Annotated in this window: 20 protein-coding genes and 1 other RNA gene; 19 read left to right on the top strand and 2 right to left on the bottom strand. The window is 39.8% G+C overall.

Annotated elements, in window-relative coordinates; translation table 11 throughout:
* Position 1: 1 nt before the first annotated feature.
* The 17 genes from IGI38_RS04330 (at position 2) to IGI38_RS04410 (ending at position 13,099) form a co-directional block, all read left to right on the top strand.
* Positions 2–421: a phage Gp19/Gp15/Gp42 family protein gene (locus tag IGI38_RS04330; protein ID WP_438727155.1), complete on the top strand. Its 420-nt coding sequence runs from the start codon at positions 2–4 to the stop codon at positions 419–421.
* Positions 384–722 carry a hypothetical protein gene (locus tag IGI38_RS04335; RefSeq protein ID WP_438727158.1) on the top strand — a complete coding sequence of 113 codons (339 nt, stop codon included), beginning with the start codon at positions 384–386 and terminating at the stop codon, positions 720–722. Before IGI38_RS04330 ends, IGI38_RS04335 begins: the two co-directional genes overlap by 38 nt.
* Positions 715–951: a hypothetical protein gene (locus tag IGI38_RS04340; RefSeq protein ID WP_438727161.1), complete on the top strand. Its 237-nt coding sequence runs from the start codon at positions 715–717 to the stop codon at positions 949–951. Before IGI38_RS04335 ends, IGI38_RS04340 begins: the two co-directional genes overlap by 8 nt.
* On the top strand, positions 951–1,286 hold the full coding sequence (locus IGI38_RS04345) for a hypothetical protein (protein WP_438727164.1): 336 nt from the start codon (positions 951–953) through the stop codon (positions 1,284–1,286). The genes IGI38_RS04340 and IGI38_RS04345 overlap by 1 nt, the downstream gene beginning before the upstream one ends.
* A gap of 11 nt (positions 1,287–1,297) precedes the next feature.
* Positions 1,298–1,870: a phage tail protein gene (locus IGI38_RS04350; RefSeq protein WP_438727167.1), complete on the top strand. Its 573-nt coding sequence runs from the start codon at positions 1,298–1,300 to the stop codon at positions 1,868–1,870.
* Positions 1,870–2,145 carry a hypothetical protein gene (locus tag IGI38_RS04355; RefSeq protein ID WP_438727170.1) on the top strand — a complete coding sequence of 92 codons (276 nt, stop codon included), beginning with the start codon at positions 1,870–1,872 and terminating at the stop codon, positions 2,143–2,145. Before IGI38_RS04350 ends, IGI38_RS04355 begins: the two co-directional genes overlap by 1 nt.
* Before the next feature lie 14 nt (positions 2,146–2,159).
* Complete coding sequence (locus tag IGI38_RS04360) at positions 2,160–2,543, top strand: DUF5361 domain-containing protein (protein WP_438727173.1); 384 nt, start codon at positions 2,160–2,162, stop codon at positions 2,541–2,543.
* Positions 2,543–5,275 carry a hypothetical protein gene (locus tag IGI38_RS04365; RefSeq protein ID WP_438727175.1) on the top strand — a complete coding sequence of 911 codons (2,733 nt, stop codon included), beginning with the start codon at positions 2,543–2,545 and terminating at the stop codon, positions 5,273–5,275. Before IGI38_RS04360 ends, IGI38_RS04365 begins: the two co-directional genes overlap by 1 nt.
* Positions 5,272–6,177, top strand: a complete 906-nt coding sequence (locus tag IGI38_RS04370; protein WP_438727177.1) for a distal tail protein Dit — start codon at positions 5,272–5,274, stop codon at positions 6,175–6,177. Before IGI38_RS04365 ends, IGI38_RS04370 begins: the two co-directional genes overlap by 4 nt.
* 12 nt (positions 6,178–6,189) lie before the next feature.
* The gene (locus IGI38_RS04375; protein WP_438727180.1) at positions 6,190–8,193 is read left to right on the top strand and encodes a phage tail spike protein; all 2,004 of its coding nucleotides are present in this window, start codon (positions 6,190–6,192) and stop codon (positions 8,191–8,193) included.
* Positions 8,193–8,405, top strand: coding sequence for a hypothetical protein (locus IGI38_RS04380; protein WP_438727183.1), 213 nt, complete (start codon positions 8,193–8,195; stop codon positions 8,403–8,405). The genes IGI38_RS04375 and IGI38_RS04380 overlap by 1 nt, the downstream gene beginning before the upstream one ends.
* Positions 8,395–8,562 carry a phosphoribosyl-ATP diphosphatase gene (locus tag IGI38_RS04385; protein ID WP_438727185.1) on the top strand — a complete coding sequence of 56 codons (168 nt, stop codon included), beginning with the start codon at positions 8,395–8,397 and terminating at the stop codon, positions 8,560–8,562. The genes IGI38_RS04380 and IGI38_RS04385 overlap by 11 nt, the downstream gene beginning before the upstream one ends.
* A 15-nt stretch (positions 8,563–8,577) precedes the next feature.
* Positions 8,578–10,350, top strand: a complete 1,773-nt coding sequence (locus IGI38_RS04390) for a hypothetical protein (RefSeq protein ID WP_438727187.1) — start codon at positions 8,578–8,580, stop codon at positions 10,348–10,350.
* An 82-nt stretch (positions 10,351–10,432) separates the two neighbouring features.
* The gene (locus IGI38_RS04395) at positions 10,433–11,413 is read left to right on the top strand and encodes a metallophosphoesterase (RefSeq protein ID WP_438730298.1); all 981 of its coding nucleotides are present in this window, start codon (positions 10,433–10,435) and stop codon (positions 11,411–11,413) included.
* Positions 11,414–11,470: 57 nt separating this feature from the next.
* Positions 11,471–11,755 (top strand): hypothetical protein, encoded by a 285-nt coding sequence (locus IGI38_RS04400; protein ID WP_438730301.1) that lies wholly within the window; start codon positions 11,471–11,473, stop codon positions 11,753–11,755.
* A gap of 1 nt (position 11,756) precedes the next feature.
* Positions 11,757–12,023: a phage holin gene (locus IGI38_RS04405; RefSeq protein WP_438727189.1), complete on the top strand. Its 267-nt coding sequence runs from the start codon at positions 11,757–11,759 to the stop codon at positions 12,021–12,023.
* Positions 12,023–13,099, top strand: a complete 1,077-nt coding sequence (locus IGI38_RS04410; RefSeq protein ID WP_438727191.1) for a GH25 family lysozyme — start codon at positions 12,023–12,025, stop codon at positions 13,097–13,099. The genes IGI38_RS04405 and IGI38_RS04410 overlap by 1 nt, the downstream gene beginning before the upstream one ends.
* Positions 13,100–13,273: 174 nt before the next feature.
* Here IGI38_RS04410 and ssrA read toward each other — a convergent pair.
* Positions 13,274–13,640: a transfer-messenger RNA gene (gene ssrA / locus IGI38_RS04415) on the bottom strand.
* 208 nt (positions 13,641–13,848) lie between these two features.
* Here ssrA and IGI38_RS04420 point away from each other — a divergent pair.
* Both IGI38_RS04420 and IGI38_RS04425 read left to right on the top strand, forming a co-directional pair.
* A complete protein-coding gene (locus IGI38_RS04420; protein WP_438727193.1) occupies positions 13,849–14,571 on the top strand; it encodes a winged helix-turn-helix domain-containing protein in 723 nt (240 codons plus the stop codon).
* Positions 14,568–16,049, top strand: a complete 1,482-nt coding sequence (locus IGI38_RS04425; RefSeq protein WP_438727195.1) for an ATP-binding protein — start codon at positions 14,568–14,570, stop codon at positions 16,047–16,049. Before IGI38_RS04420 ends, IGI38_RS04425 begins: the two co-directional genes overlap by 4 nt.
* A 38-nt stretch (positions 16,050–16,087) precedes the next feature.
* Here IGI38_RS04425 and IGI38_RS04430 read toward each other — a convergent pair whose 3' ends face one another.
* Positions 16,088–17,527 (bottom strand): NCS2 family permease, encoded by a 1,440-nt coding sequence (locus IGI38_RS04430; RefSeq protein WP_438727198.1) that lies wholly within the window; start codon positions 17,525–17,527, stop codon positions 16,088–16,090.
* Positions 17,528–17,630: the final 103 nt, after the last annotated feature.

Consider the following 17,630-nt stretch of genomic DNA (forward strand, 5'->3'; position numbering starts at 1 on the left):
AATGCAACCATTTGCAACAATCGACGATTTAAGCATTCTATGGCGCACGCTTAAAATGGATGAAGTGAGCCGTGCAGAATCTTTGCTTGAAGTGGTTTCTGATTCGTTAAGAGAGGAAGCCCATAAAGTTGGGAAAGATTTAGATGCCATGACAACAGAGCGGCCATCCTATGCCACTGTCGTTAAGTCAGTGGTGGTTGATGTGGTAGCTCGTACACTTATGACTTCGACAGATCAGGAGCCAATGACGCAATTTGCAGAGGGTGCAATGGGCTATAGCGTTTCAGGGTCCTATCTTATCCCTGGTGGTGGATTATTCATCAAAGACTTGGAGCTTAAGCGTTTAGGATTACGTCGTCAAAGAATGGGAGTGATTGAACCTTATGGCAAAATTGAAAGGCATAACGATTATCCTTGTTGATAAAATCGAAGATGGAAAAGACCCATTCAGTAAACCGACATACAAAGATAAGGATATAGAAATTGAAAATGTATTGATTCAGCCTACATCATCAGATGACATTGTCAATCAGTTAAATTTGACCGGAAAGAAAGCCGTTTATACCTTAGCAATTCCTAAAGGCGATATGCATGATTGGGAAGATAAAGAAGTTAAGTTCTTTGGCAAGAGGTGGCGGACTTTCGGGATTCCACTAGAAGGAATTGAAAAATTGATTCCTTTGGATTGGAATAAGAAAGTGATGGTGGAACGCTATGGCTAAAATGAAATTCAAGTTAAATCATTCTGGTGTTGGTCAGTTGTTGAAATCATCCGAAATGCAAGGTGTTTTGGAAGAAAAAGCCTCAGCGATCAAAAATCGAGCTGGTGAAGGCTACAAGCAAGATGTTTACGTTGGGAAAACAAGGGCGAATGCAATGGTTTATGCCGACTCCTACAAAGCCAAGCGCGACAACAAGAAAAACAACACACTTTTGAAGGCGGTGCGGTAATGATCGAGATTGTAATTAAAAAATTTCTTGACGGTCATCTATCTGTACCGTCTTTTTTAGAGCGTGAAAAAAAGATGCCAGAAAGGTTTGTTCTCATTGAAAAGACAAGCGGAGGCAGTAACAACCATTTGCCATCGTCAACATTCGCTTTTCAAAGTTATGGACCATCTTTATATGAAGCAGCCGTTTTGAACGATGAACTTAAACAAGTTATTGAATCAATGATCGGACTTGATGAAATAAGCAAAATTAAGCTTAACAGTGACTACAACTTTACGGATACAGAAACAAAAGAATACCGTTATCAAGCGGTATTCGACATTAACCATTATTAGGAGGTACAAATATGTCAGATGTAAAATACGTGACAACAGCAAAGCCGAAAGTCGGCGGTGCTGTCTATTCCGCGCCATTAGGAACAGCATTGCCAACAGACGCAACAACAGCATTAGGCGCTGCATTCAAAAGTTTGGGATATATTTCAGAAGATGGGATGACCAACTCAAACTCACCGGAAACAGACAATATCAAAGCTTGGGGTGGAGATGTTGTTGATAATGTGCAAACGGAAAAAGCAGATACTTTTTCTTATACATTGATTGAAGCTTTGAATCCCGATGTGCTAAAAGAAGTTTACGGCGAGAAAAATGTAAGTGGAACGTTAGAAACCGGAATCACGATCAAAGCGAACTCCTCACCTATGGAAGAACATTGCTTGGTTGTTGAAATGGTATTGAAAGGCGGTATCTTGAAACGGATTGTTATTCCGATTGGTAAAGTGTCCGAAGTCGGCGAAATCGTCTATAAGGATGACGAGGCGAGCGGATACGAAACAACGATTGCAGCTCTTCCAGACACAGACGAAAACACTCACTATGAATACATTCAAAAACCAGCTAGTGAAGGGAGTGGCGAATAATGGCCAAAAAAGATGTTTTAAAAGGTACAACGAAATCTGGATTCAGCTATGCTCTTTCCAAGGAACGAATGAACAACTACGAATTAGCTGAAACACTGGGTGATTTAGAAGATAATCCACTTTTAATGGGAAAAGTAGTAAAACTTATGTTAGGGAAAGAACAGACCCAAGAACTCAAGGATCACTTGAGGACTGATGATGGTTTCGTTCCAAGTGACCTAATGGAAGCGGAAATTACTGAAATTCTGCAAAAGCAGGCTGAACTAAAAAAATAATAAGCCTTGCTAGAATGATCAAGCTCGATGAAGATGCATTGATTTGTGATCTGGCCGAGACTTATCAAATATACGACTATAGGCAGCTACCGGCTCTGACGGTTGCTGTCTTTTCTTGTGGTTTGAATGAAGATTCGAGAATCAAAATGCGATTGAACAATCAAGCAGTACCGATGGAAACACTTCTTTTAGCTGGGTTGTCTGACAAAATTAGCGTCCTTTTATGGACTAAGTCAAAGGATGGCCAAAAAGGGAAGAACCGTCCAGCAATGATTTTAGACGCGTTGAATCAGACGGAATCGAAACCAAGAGAAACGGTCGTATTTAATTCAGGCGAGGACTTCGAACAAAGAAGAAAAGAGCTACTTAGTCAAGTAGCTAGCGGAGGTGAAGATTAATGGCAACGGATTTAGGTCAGGCTTATGTTCAGATTGTTCCATCTGCAAAGGGAATTAGCGGCGCGATTAGAAATCAGTTAGACCCGGAAGCATCTGCCGCAGGCACAAGCGCCGGGAACAATTTAGCAGGAAAATTGGTTTCAGTCGTTAAAGGTGTGATTGCTACTGCAGCAATTGGCAAATCAATCGGAATGGCTCTAACCGAAGGCGCTAATCTTCAACAATCACTTGGAGGTATTGAAACACTGTTTAAAGGCAGTGCAGATAAAGTAAAAAAATATGCGGATGAAGCTTATCGAACATCGGGGTTGTCTGCAAATGACTACATGGAAAACGTGACGAGTTTTAGTGCAAGTTTGCTGCAGTCAGTTGGTGGTGACACCGAAAAGGCTGCTGATGTTGCAAACATGGCTATGATTGACATGTCGGACAATGCCAACAAAATGGGTACGAACATGGGCGATATTCAAAATGCCTATCAAGGTTTTGCGAAGCAAAACTATACCATGTTGGATAACTTGAAGCTTGGGTACGGCGGTACAAAAACCGAAATGGAACGACTTTTAGCAGATGCTGAAAAGCTCACTGGTGTTAAGTATGACATCAATAATTTAAGTGACGTGTACAACGCCATCCATGCAATTCAAGAGAATTTAGACATTACAGGTACAACAGCGAAAGAAGCATCCGAAACGTTTAGCGGATCATTTGCAGCAATGAAAGCAGCGGCTTCAAACTTTCTTGGGAAAATGGCGCTAGGTCAAGATATTCAACCGTCATTGAATGCGTTAGCCGAGACGACGTCAACATTCTTTGTTGGTAATTTCATTCCAATGGTGGTCAATATTTTTAAAGCTTTGCCTGGTGCAATTGTCTCATTGATCAAAGCATCAATTCCATATGTAAAAGAAGCTTTTGCTAGCATGTTTGGTTCAGTTGGCTTGCCATCCGTATTTAACGGTCTGATTGCTAATTTAACGACTGCATTTGGTTTTGTATTATCAAACATCAAGAATCTTGGATACCAGGTGAAGGATCGATTGACAGAGTTAGACGATTCTTTTAGAAGCCTTTTAGTCTCTTTAGAACCTATCTTTACTAAACTAGGCGGGATTATTAGAACTTGGGCGGTTGGGATTACAACTGTCTTATCTTATGCGATCCCATTAGCGATTGATGTTTTCCGAATGGCCTTCGATGGTCTAGTGGAATTTGTTGTACCAATCCTTGATAAAGTATTACAAATCTTTTGGGATTTGAGCGCTGCAGTCATGGAAGTAGTCATGAATACGGTTGTTCCAGCGCTTCAAAAAATGATTGATTGGGTCAGGGCTAATGAAGGAGTTATGAAAGGCTTAGGAGTAGCGGTCACAGCGTTAGTTGCTGGTTTTGGTGCATTCAAAGCTGTTGTTGGTGTGGCGTCAATTTTCAGTAAACTATCTGCCGTAGCAGGAACCCTTAAAACGGTCTTTCTTGCATTATCCAATCTTGGAATTAAAGGATTGATCACGGTATTCACGACATTACTTGGACCAGTTGGAGTGATTGCAATTGCAGTCGGTGCATTAACAGCGGCATTCATTTACTTATGGAATACGAATGAAGGATTCAAGGAAGCAGTAATTCAAATATGGACTGCGATTTCCGAGTTGCTGAATCCGCTAATTTCTGGAATAGCCGGCTTTATCCAAAGCATTTGGGGTCAAGTTACTGCATGGTGGAATGCAAATCAACAATCATTTCTAACAACAGCTCAAACGATTTGGAATTCAATTGTGACGACTATTAAATCCGTTCTAGGTTTGATTCAATTAGTGATTCAAACTGTATTGACGAACGTTCAAGCCTTTTGGAGTACATGGGGGTCAACGATCACTGCATTTACTACTGCAGTTTGGAATGCTATTCAAGCAGTCATTTCTGGAGTGGTAAATAATCTTCTATCAACGATCACCACAATTTTTAATCAGATAAGTATTGTCATTCAAACTGTTATGGGTGTCGTACAAGGGATAATAAAAGTGATTACTGGGGCAATCAAGGGCGACTGGTCACAAGTTTGGGAAGGAATCAAACAAATTGTTTCCAGTGTTTTCAATGGAATCATAGGTACAATCTCAAACGTTATGGATAGCATGAAGAACACGATTTCAAATGCTATTGATACGGTCAAGGGTGTGTTTGACTCTTTATCTCAGATTGATTTATTCGCAGCAGGACAAGCGATCATCGAAGGATTTTTGAATGGTCTGAAACAAAAATATGAAGATGTCAAAAACTTTGTTGGGGGTATTGCGGATTGGATCAAGGATCACAAAGGGCCAATTACTTATGACCGTAAATTATTGATTCCGGCAGGTAATGCGATCATGGATGGATTGAACAAAGGTCTTGAAAATCGCTTTGCTAACGTAAAAAGCACGGTGTCCACAATGGCTGATGAAATCCAAAGTATCATTTCTGATGGTATCGACCCGACAGTGTTTTCAGATGATTCGTTTGATTCCCAATTGTCTTTCGCAGCTGCAACGATCGACGCACAAAGCATTAGCGCAAGACAGGTTGGCGGTGAATCAAGCGACACTTCAGTTACGATCGATAATCGAGGAATGATGGACGGCGCAACATTCATTGTAAGAGAAGATGCTGACATCGATAAAATTGCAGAGGCCTTATTCAAGCGTCAACAAAAAGCGGACATTCGGCGTGGTTTGCGGGGTGTTTTCAAATGATACTAGAAAATGGAAATAGATTGCCAGCAAGAGCCATGAATATAAATGGCTCTTTTTTGGAGTCGATAATACTAGGCTATCAGACACTTGATGTTGAAGGGCGTGAGCTTTTTGAGACAAGCAACGAATATGCTCAGTTAGGAATCCGAGACGGAGAACGACACATATACAATCGCATTCCATCAAGAGAATTAACGGTGAAATATTTTATAAAAGCAGAAAATGAAGTGTCCTTTAGAGACAAGTTCAATAAATTAAATATAGCTTTGTTCACAGAAAAAGAAGTTCCAATTTGGTTTAATGATGAACCTGAAATGCTTTTTAAAGGAACCAAAGCAACGATAGATCAAGTTGAATCAGGCCGTTATTGGGCTACAGGTTCAGTATCAATTGTCTGTGGAGATCCGTATAAGTACACGAAGTCAGATGCAACGAGTGTGATGTGGGGATCTGAAATTATTACTTTTCAAGCTAACTATTTACTAGGGAATACCGGATCGGGTGCTGTGAAACTACCGATCATGTTTGAAGGCGGCGCTTATTGGGGTTCAGATTTGATTACCTTTCAACATCAGGGGTATTTGATGGGTGATGCTGGTAAAGAGGCACAGCCATATGAAATTTATCCGACAGTCGAAGGGCTGAAAGTTAAACCCGCTATTATCATTGAAGGTATGGGGAGAGACGTTCAAATTCGAACTCGTAGCGATACGATCGATCTAGGTGATTTTGATAATTCCATGATTGAAATAGATACCCAAACGTTTAATATTACAAAAAATGGCAATCCTATGATCCGACCTATGAATGACTTTTATATTTACCCATCAGAACCACTTTATGTGTCGGGTAAAGATGGGGACTTTGAACTAACAATAAAATACTCAAATCGATATTTATAGGAGGCTGATTACTTGTTAATGACGATGAATCTCAGTCGTGAGTATACAGCAATCTTAGAAAATGCTTACGATGTGAGTTACGAAAAAATCGAGAATAACATTGGTACTATTGATTTTTCGATGCCGCTATATGATACAAAAAACCCAATGATTCAAGCATTACAATATGTCGAACTGACCGACAACGAAGGAGAATATATTGGTTTGTATCGAATTATGCCTTCAACGATACAAAAGGATAAAACTAACTATTCAATTAAATACACAGCAATGCATGTTTTAGGGACGCTATTAGATAGCGTCCTTTTTGGTTATCACGAATTAGTTAATAGAACTACTACCGATGTTATTAATTATGTTCTTGGTAAGCAAAAAACGAAACATTGGGTTCTCAAAAAAAATGAGTTTATTCGATATTTTAGTTATGCCTGGGAAAATGAGAATGGCCTTGCAGATGCATTGTTTTCTATTCCTCAAGCATTTGACGAAGACTATATTTGGCAATGGAATACACGAGTTTATCCATTTGAATTATCACTTGTTAAGCCACCAACAGAACCAATTTGTCGTATTCAGGAAGGATATAACATGGAAGGGTTTGAAATAGAAACAGACCCGAATAATTTGGTTAATCGTGTTTATCCACTTGGAGCTGGCGAGGGGATAAACCAACTTAATATCAATTCAGTCAATAATAATATACCTTATGTTGAAGATGCAGAGTCTATTAAAAAATATGGGCTAATTGAGTATGTTTGGGTGGATCAACGATTTACAATTCCGCAAGCTTTAAAAGACAACGCGGTGAATATGTTGTTGAAATGGTCAGTTCCAAAAGTGACTTGGAAAGTTTCCGCAGCAGATTTGATTAAGCTGACAGATACGCCTTTAGAGATTGATAAGTTGCGACAAGGCACCGTAGTAATGATCAACACAAATGAGTATGGGTCTTTCAACCTAAGGATAAAAAAAGAAACCAAATCTGATGTTTTTGGCGCACCACAGGCAATCAGTTTGGAACTTGGAAATTTGAAAGATGACATTAATACTACGATGGCCGATTTAAATCGGAAGCAACAAATAAACGAAACTTATTCGCAGGGCGCAACAAATATTCTGAATTACTCATATCAAGATAATTGCGAATCAGCTTATCCGGCAGAGATCGAATTCTATTTGGATGACGATGTTTTTCATGTGAATACAGTGGAGTTAACATTCAAAACAAAACGTTACCGTGGATATACAAAAGCAGTAAAAGGCGGTGGTTCAAAAACGATCACTAGCGAGTCTGGAGGACAATCCACTCAAACAAGCTCAGCTGGTGGTGCAAGTCGAGCAACAAGCAGTAATGGTGGATCATCAACGCAAACTAGTACATATGGTGGTGGTTCGACACAAACTAGTAGTGCTGGTGGAGGTTCAACGCAAACAAGTAGTGCAAATGGTAGCCATGATCACGTAATGTTTAATGTAATGCCTGGTCCTGCACCATCTGGAACAAAGCTTGTACTAAGAGGTGGAGGCGGAGGGACACTTTACTCAGAAGGTGCTGGTTCGACATTTCGAACGGCAAGTGCTGCGGATAATCATAGTCACAACGTGAACATACCTGCTCATACACATAACACAAGTATACCTTCACACTCTCATAATGTTTCGATACCAAATCACACACATACTGTGCAAATACCAAATCATACGCATACTGTTAATATTCCAAGTCATAAACACAATGTGGTTTTACCTGAACATACGCACCCATTGGAATGGGGCATTTTTCAAGCAAGTGAATCAGCTTCGAGCGTTGATATTATTGTTGATGGGACTACCTTACCAAAACATGAAACGAGTCAGGATCGCTTGAACTTGGTGGATTATTTGAAAAAAACATCTAGTGGAAAAATCCAGCGTGGCAACCACACAATAAAAATCAAACCCAATAAATTAGCCCGTATCGAAGCACAAGTAACATGTCGCGTATTTATTCAAAGTCAATTAGGAGGTCAATTTTAATGCATGCATTGCAATTTGTTTTAGAAAATGGAGTCGAGCTGAAAGTATTTGGAGAGTTAGAAGATTTAAAACAATTGAAAAGTAAGGTCGAGAAAAATTCCAACTCAAAGAAATTTGTCGAACTAACTGACAGTTTAACGGTTAAGCCGATAACCGTTTGTGCGATTGAAGTCTTTGATATATCGGAGGGAGTAGTACAAGATGAAAATTAAAGTAAAGAAAATTAACGGTGATGAATTTACTGAAGAGACAGAGAAAACCATCGTCAGCATCTTTGAAGAACTTTCTAATAATCAAGAAAGTTCTTTTATTTTGCTTGGAAATCGTATTGAACAGAAAATGACGATTGAATCAGTTGTTGAAGAATAGAGGTGAGTTTTAAGAATGGCAGATCAAATTAAAGAAACTGATACGCTAAACCAGGGGCGCATTAAGATTAATGCGGCTATTGATTTGGCGAATGAGTCTTCAGATAAAGTGGATGGTTACAAAGAGACTCTTGAAAAAGGCGTTATTGATGCAAAAAAGATTGCGTCTGATGCTGGAAATGAAGCCAAACAAATTGCTACTGATGCTGGAGCGCAGGCAAATGTAAAAGCTGATAAAGCCGTTGCAGATTCAACTACTGCAGTAAATACAGCCAACCAAGCGCTGAGCCGTGCAAATCAAAACAAACAGGAATTTGATGCGTTAGAAAATGAATTTCAAGATTTAGTAGCTGAATCAGGAGATAGCAACCCTGAAATTGTTCAGGCACGTACCGACACTCAAGGTATTAAGCAAACAACGCTACAATCGCGCCTGACAAAAGATTTTAGTGAACGTATGACAACTGCTGATGCTGTGCAAATGTTTAGCGGACCCATAAACACACCAAAAATGATGGATTTTTCAGGGAAAACAGCAGGTAATACTTCTAGTAACCCTCATGCTGCCTATTCGGATTACACGGCAACAAGTCTAAAAAAACCGTCTGCCACTTGGAATGAAATGAGCCAAGATAATTACAATAAACTTGCAGGTCGTGACGATTCGGGTGTTTCTACTGGAACAACTCAAAACGGAGTTATTCCCCAACAGCGCGGATATTTTAATATTCTAGAAACAGTTAAACAATTGGCACCAAACATTTTTAGCGGTCTTGATGTAGGAGAGGCTGTTAAATTTATTAAAGATAATTTTGTTTCTTTCAGTTTATCTATTCGTGCAAAAGCAAGCTCGCCAAATAATAAAGTGTTGAAAGTTGCGGCATTTCTGGAATCAACTGATAGCTATTCAACGCAAATTCAAGAAACAGCCTTAGACTATGAAGACTTCAAGATTGACATCAACGACAGCAATTTCATAAATTCTGCTGGAGAATTAAACATTTTGATATATTCAGATAGTTCAAACGGTGTTACTAGCTCACTGATTGATGTAGACTACGCTGGAGTTCAACTAACGATCTCATTGAACCCGCTAAGTGTTTTGGAAACTTCGGGTTTCGCCAAAAAAGAGTATGTGGATTCCGAGGTGGAACCATTAGCGACAAAAGAATCTTTAAAAGAGCATACTGACGCTAGAAATAATCCACATGCTGTCACAAAGACGCAAGTTGGACTTGGGTCAGTTGAAAACTATGGTGTAGCAACACAAGAAGAAGCTGAAACGGGTTCTTCTTCAAATAAATTCATGACACCACTTCGAGTTGTTCAATCGATATCTGCATGGGTAAAAGGTAAGTTTGTAGGTAAAACTGGTGACGAAGATGTAGAAGGAGTTAAAAATTTTACCGATACTCCAACTGTCAATGGTTTGCCACTTATGATTGATCAAGGGATGGGCTACAGGAAAGATACTATTGCCGAAACAACTGATATTAAGAACGGCACAGCCGAATATTGGAGAATTGGAAATTTAGTGGTATGTGGACTTAAATTTATTCCAAAGTCAGCAATCGCATGGAAAACGGTAGTAAGTATCCCTACTGGTTATGTTCCGCAAGTTTTAGGTAGCGTTTCGCAACGGGTCACGCAAACAAGTGCAAGGCATATAGGTGGAACGATTTATGCTAATGCAAATGGTTGGGCAGCGATTATGGATGCTGATACGTCAACTGATTATGAGTATCGATGTACACTTGTATATGTAACTGCAGATAATTTTCCCAGTTAACCCCTCGGGTTCTCAGCCTAGAAGTTATTATCAATCCGCTCTAAACCAGCTAAAGGGTTCAATTGACCCAAACAAAATAGCTATTGGTTTTACAACAGATGCACACTATGTGTGGGGTGTTGGCAAAGCTAACAGCTGGCTGGGATTGGAAAACTTAAATAACATTCTTAGTTTGTCTTCAAAGTTGGATTTAGTAGTTTCTGGTGGGGACAATGGTGATGGGGGTAACTATAGTTATGAAACCAATCTATCTGATACTGTTAGGTACTGCAATTACTTCTGGACAGCTTTTCCAGATAGTGACAGATTTATAGTAAGAGGAAATCATGATTCAGGTGGTATTCAGCCTTATGCTCAAAACGGTAAAGTTTTACCCAATGACATAATATCCAAAGAGGATTTTAAAAAGCTCTATCGAACGAAGGAATCAAATTTCGGTGAAGTACGAAATGGAGATAGTCTCTATGGATACAAGGATTATCCAAATAAAAAGATTCGGGTGATCTGGGTTGATACATTAGATAACCCAGAGAACATACTAGACTCAGATGGGGCGATAAAATACCCGACATGGAGAAACGCCGGTTTTCAGCAAGAACAACTAAAGTGGATTGCAGAAAAAGCGTTGGGTGAATGTCCAGATGATTATCATGTTGTTACTTTTGGTCATTTTCCAATCCGTTGGACAACAGCTACAGAGGATAGATTGAAACGGAATTTTGAGCAAATGGCTTTAATAATCAAGTCATTTATCAATCGATCAAAAGCTGATATTGTCAGCACGATGACAGATTATAGTGTTAATTTCTCAGTCGATTACTCCAATAGACAACAAAGTAACTTCGTTGGACATTTTTGCGGTCATGAGCATTGGGATGGGATTGTAAAAACTGAAAATTTCAACAACATTATTTGTAGAAATGCATGGTGTGATACTTCTGCAGACTCATTAGCTGGAACGGTAAATGAAGATGCATTTCGAGTGATTCAGATAGACACTGACAGCAAAAGCGTTTCGATATTAGGCTTTGGTCGATCGTCAAACAGAACATTTACTTATTAGCACACTTACGGGTGTGCTTTTTATTTTGAGAGAGGAAGGGGTAGTCAAGTGCTAGACATGGGTTTATTAGTTAGATGGATTGAATGGATTACCGTCATTGGCGTTGCTGTAGTAACTGTTATTCGACCTATTATGAACAGTTTTAATAAAATCAGTGAGAACCTGACAAAGATGACACACAGCTTAGATTTATTGAATCGTGATTTACAAGCGAGTAAAGAAGATCGTACGAACATTCATGACGAGTTGCAGAATCACGATGAACGTCTCGATCGTCATAACGAGAAATTGGTTGAGCATACGCAACAGCTCAAAAATCTATACAAAGAAAGGAATAAATAAAATGAGCATAAATTGGAAAGTAAGAATTAAGTCAAAAGCATTTTGGGTAGGAGTAGTTCCTTTAGTCATTTTGCTGATTCAAGCAGTTGCAGCATCTTTTGGCTACACCTTAGACTTGTCTTCTTATGGAGACAAGGTATTGGCAGTCATCAATGCCTTGTTTGCTTTGTTAGCATTCCTTGGGATCACAGCTGATCCCACAACAAGCGGGTACTCTGATAGCGCGAAAGCTTTGAAATACTCAGAACCAAGAAAGGAAGATGAATAATGGTATTAAATGGAATTGATATTGCAAGTTGGCAAACAGGGATTAACATTGGAGCCAATGGTGTAGCAGCAGATTTTGTCATTATTAAGGCGACCGGGGGTACCGGCTATGTGAATCCTGATTGCGATCGAGCTTTCCAACAAGCAATCAAAAGCGGGAAGAAAGTTGCTGTGTATCATTATGCGCATGAGCTGGGCTTTCAAGGAACAGCACAACAAGAAGCCGAGTTTTTCTTGAAGAACGTTCAGGGATATATCGGAAAGGCCATTCTGGTTTTGGACTGGGAGTCTGACAATAAAGGTGATGTCGCATGGGCGAAAGCTTGGTTAGATTATGTCCAAAATAAGACTGGAGTGAAACCATTATTTTACACGTACACGGCCGTCCTAAATAGCTACAACTTTAGCAGCATTGCGAATGCTGATTATGGTTTGTGGGTGGCTAACTACGGGTCTGATGCACAACAAGGGTACTCTCAGCCCAATCCTCCAGCTTCTCCTTACTGGAAATCTACAGTGATGTATCAGTACACATCAAATGGTAGGTTGACCGGTTGGAGTGGCCGATTAGATTTGAATGTATTTTATGGCGATAAGAAAACGTGGGATGCATACGCTGGAATCAAGTCATCTGATAGTTCGCCCAACCCAAGCACTCCGGTATCCCCAAAGCCTTCAGTAGATCCAACGACGGCTGGCGGAGGATACTCGATTCTTCAAGATTCAAAGTTCCCACAAAATAAAGCTCACTTAGATAGATTTGGACCGGTCGGTAGTAAACTAGTAGTAGAAGGTTGGCACACTACAGTTTCCAATCATGAGTTTATTATCATCATTGATCGTGTGAAAAACAAGGAGTTAGCAAGAAAAGAAGTGAAGCCAATTGCACGTCCTGACGTAAAAAAAGCATTCGGACTTTCTACTGATCAAGTAGGTTTCAAAACAGAGTTTGATCTGGACTCGTTTAAAGGACATTCAGTTATTGTGCTTATGCGTGCTACAAATGATTCGAAAGGAAACACGGCTGGTGGCTTTCAAGACTTCACGGAAACTCGCTGGTATCACGACATTAAATAAAGCAAACACCCTCTACAGCCTTAGTTGGTTGTGGAGGGTGTCAATTTGAATGCCATATTGAATGCCATGTTGGATTTTTGTGTAAAAACCAGGAAAAACATAATCATATAAAAATATGATTAAATCAAGATTTAAAAGGTGTGTGCTATCCAGTGAAAACAAGTAAAAACTACTTAATGGAGACGGCGGGAGTCGAACCCGCGTCCAAACACTCCGATTACCCAAAAATCTACGCTCATAGTCATACTATTTAAATTTCGCTTTGTCCTCTGCCGCATGACAGGCCTCGAACATTGCTAGTCTGATGATCTCTTTTTCAACTTGCAGACGGAAAGTTGAAATGTATCCCACTAATTTTGAGACCCTTACTTGAGCACATGGGCGATACCAAGAGGATCTACGCTAACTGTTTTTAGGCAGCTAAAGCGTAAGTGTTATTATTGTTTTTAGCAGTTATATTAACTGTAACGTTTTTACGTAGCCGTAACCTACGAAGCGCAATTCAGGCTCGAACCATGCCTGTCGAATCCGTAACGTCCCCTTAGTAAATAATTTGGTGCAGAAAAAAGTATACCATCTTGTTATAAAAAAAGCAAAGATGTAAATGAATAATGAAGATTTAGTCGCTTAAGCTTGAAAAATTGAAAAAAAAACAAATTGTTGGTGAAGATACGGGTAAGGTAATGGTTGAATAAAATGAAATAGAGTATACTTAGAATGAGAATCAGATGATACCAGGGGGTTAAAGTATGAATATTTTAATGATTGAAGACAATGAGTCCGTTTCTGAAATGATGCAAATGTTTTTCTTGAATGAAGGCTGGGAAGCGGAATTTGAATACGACGGCAAAGAAGGGCTAGCGGCCTTTAAGGCTGACCCAGAAAAGTGGGACATGATCACGCTTGATCTGAATTTGCCTAGCATGGATGGAATGGAAGTAGGGCGAGAAATCCGCAAAATTTCTAAAACAGTACCGATTATTATGTTGACGGCCAGAGACTCTGAAAGTGATCAAGTTATCGGACTGGAAATGGGCGCGGATGATTATGTGACGAAACCTTTTTCACCGTTGACCTTGATAGCGCGGATCAAAGCCTTGCATCGTCGGAGCGAACTGACTTCCGAACCGCAAAAAGATGGCGTCGTTGACAATGCCAGTTTTGATATCCAAACAGATCACTTCAAGATGAATCTAAAAACGCGTGAGGCATACTTGGATGGCAAGACAATTGAAGGGCTGACACCGAAGGAATTTGATCTGTTGTATACGATGGCGAAAAAACCGCGCCAAGTATTTACCCGTGAACAGTTGTTAGAATTGGTTTGGGACTATCAATATTTTGGTGATGAGCGGACAGTTGATGCTCATATCAAAAAATTACGTCAAAAAATTGAAAAGGTCGGCTCACAAGTGATCCAAACAGTTTGGGGCGTCGGTTATAAGTTTGACGATACCGAGGTTGGTCGATGAAATACCTTTATCAACAATTGCTGGCTTTTGGCGGGTTGATTTTGCTAATTCTATTGACTTTAGGACTGTCTTTTACTCAGTTTACGCGTAAGACCTTGGAGGATAATAACTATAAAGAATTACTCGGTTATGCGGAATCCATGGAAAAAAACAATGTTTCTTTGAGCAGGGATATCCGTTTTGAAGGGATGTCCAGCAATGAGATTTTTCAATTTGCGATAGGTGTCACCGAGTCTAGCTTGAATCAGCAGGGCGTTTCGTTTGTTTTCCTTGATAAGGACAGGAATGTTCAGTATCCAGAAAAAACTGGAGAAGTTAATAAAAATTTAGTCAGTGATAAGCAATGGCAGGCACTAAAGGCTGGGCAGCAGCAAAAAGAAACAAGTTCGAAAAATGTTTGGGGGGAGAATCAAACGACCTCCTATGCCATGGTTCCCTTTTTCATAAAGGAATCTTTCTTTGGTGTACTACTAGTTAGTCAGCCAGCAATGAATGTTGAGACTAGTGTCAATTCGATCGTGACAGACTTGTTCAAGGCGTTTATCATTGCCTCGATCGTTGCGATTATCGTCAGCTATTTCTTTGCAACTCAGCAAGTGAAGCGGATCAATCGAATGCGTTCAGCTACGAAAGAAGTTGCGATGGGAAATTTCGATGTTATTGTGCCTAATCGAAATCGTGACGAATTTGATGATTTGGCAGAAGACTTCAATAAGATGACCATTTCGTTGAAGGAATCGCAGGATGAGATCGAACGGCAAGAGGAACGACGAAAACAATTTATGGCGGATGCTTCTCACGAAATGCGCACGCCTTTAACAACTATCAACGGTCTGTTGGAAGGAATGCAGTATAATGCGATTCCGGAAAACCAAAAAGAAAAAGCAATCAAACTGATGCAAAATGAAACATCGCGTCTGATTCGCTTGGTGAATGAGAATCTGGATTATGAAAAGATTCGAACGAATCAAATTACTATTCTTTTGCAAAAATTCAATGCCACTGAAGCATTATCTACAGTGGTTTCGCAGTTGCAGGCAAAAGCCGAGGCTTCAAATGATCAACTGATTTTGCAAACAGAGGAACCGATTAATGTGTATGCCGATTATGACCGTTTCGTTCAAGTCGTCGTAAATTTGATTCAAAATGCGATTCAGTTTACTAAAGATGGAACGATTACCGTAGCGATCAAAAAGCTGGAAAAGGCAATAGAAATCCAAATCTCTGATACGGGGATTGGAATGACAGAAGACCAAGTGAAGAATATTTGGGATCGTTATTACAAAGCAGACCCGTCTCGAAAAAATACAAAATATGGCGAGTCGGGATTAGGTTTGTCGATCGTGCAGGAATTAGTACGTCTGCACAATGGGACGATCGAGGTAGAGAGTGAGCTGGATAAAGGCACCACGTTTACTGTCGTATTCCCAGATAAACCAGAGGAGACAGCAGCAACAGAAGAACAAAAAGAAGCGTAAAACCATTTTGGTTTTACACTTCTTTTTTTAGTTTCAAACTATAGAATAGCTAAAATAATAAAGTTTAAAATGAAGAGAAGATCTACGATCCAAAGAACTGGTGAGATTTCTTTTGTTTTACCTTTGATGACTTTAACGATTGTGTAGAAAATGAACCCAGCAGCGATCCCGTAAGAGATGCTGTAGCAAAGTCCCATGAAGATACTAGCGAAGAATGCTGGAACAGCCTCTTCTAAATCTAACCAGTTGATATCGGCGAAAGAGGCTAACATCATTACACCGACTAAGATCAAAGCAGGCGCTGTTGCTTGTGCAGGTACGATTGCGATTAATGGAGAGAACAAGCTGCTTAAGGCAAATAGAATGGCAACGACAACAGACGTTAAACCTGTCCGTCCGCCAGCACCGATTCCTGCTGCTGATTCAACATAAGTAGTTGTATTGGATGTACCAAAGATTGCACCGATTGACGTAGCGATCGCATCCGCGAATAATGCTTTGTCCATTTTTGTTTTGAAGCCGCGTGAACCATCATCTAATGCTTTTTCATCTTCTTTAGAGAAAATACCAGTTCTGCGGCCAGTACCGATAAATGTACCGATCGTGTCAAATGTATCAGATAGACTGAATGCTAAAATCGTCATTAAAACTTGTGGTAATTTAGAAGAATCAGAGAATAGCGAACCCATACCGGCAGAGCCGAAAGCCGCACCAAATGTTGTGCCAAGTTCTTGGATCGAACTGCCTAACGAGTTTGCATGCCAATCGATAGAACCCAATTGAACGACCCCCATAGGAATCCCTAGTAATGTTGTGATTACGATACCAATTAAGATCGCACCGCGAACATTTTTAACAACTAAGATCGTAGTAACGATTAAACCAATTACAGCTAGTAAAATCGGCGCGTTATTAAAGTTTGCTAATGCGGGAACGATTCCACTGTTGATCGAAACGTTTGTTGCCTTGCCGCCTTCAACAACACTGCTGGTGATTGCAGAAGAGTCAGCACTAAAAGAAAGTAAACTAGCGTTTTTGATCCCTACGTAAGCAACGAAGATCCCGATACCGCCGCCGATTGCATGCTGCATGCTTTCTGGAATTGCATGGATGATTAATTTACGAATTTTTGTGACAGTAATTAAAATATTGATGATCCCGCAAATAAAGACCATCGCTAGTGCTTGCTGCCAAGAGTAGCCTAATCCGAATACGACTGTATAAGTAAAAAATGCATTCAGTCCCATACCAGGAGCCTGTGCATAAGGAACGTTCGCAAACAATCCCATAACTAAAGTCCCGATAACAGACGCGATGATTGTTGCTAAGAAAACCGCTTGAAAGGGCATCCCTGAAGCTGATAAAATACTTGGATTAACGAATAAAATATAACTCATGGCAAAAAATGTTGTGACACCTGCCATTACTTCAGTGGAAATGTTGGTACCTTGTTCCTTTAATTTAAAGAATTTCTCCATTATAATTAAACGCTCCTTAAGAATAAGTTCATTATATCGGTAAAAACCGAATACTTTCTAAGTATAATGAAGGAACAATCGACTTTCAAGAATTAGTTTAACA

The sequence above is a fragment of the Enterococcus sp. AZ128 genome (assembly GCF_051714485.1).
In the GTDB taxonomy this organism is placed as follows: Bacteria; Bacillota; Bacilli; order Lactobacillales; family Enterococcaceae; genus Enterococcus_A.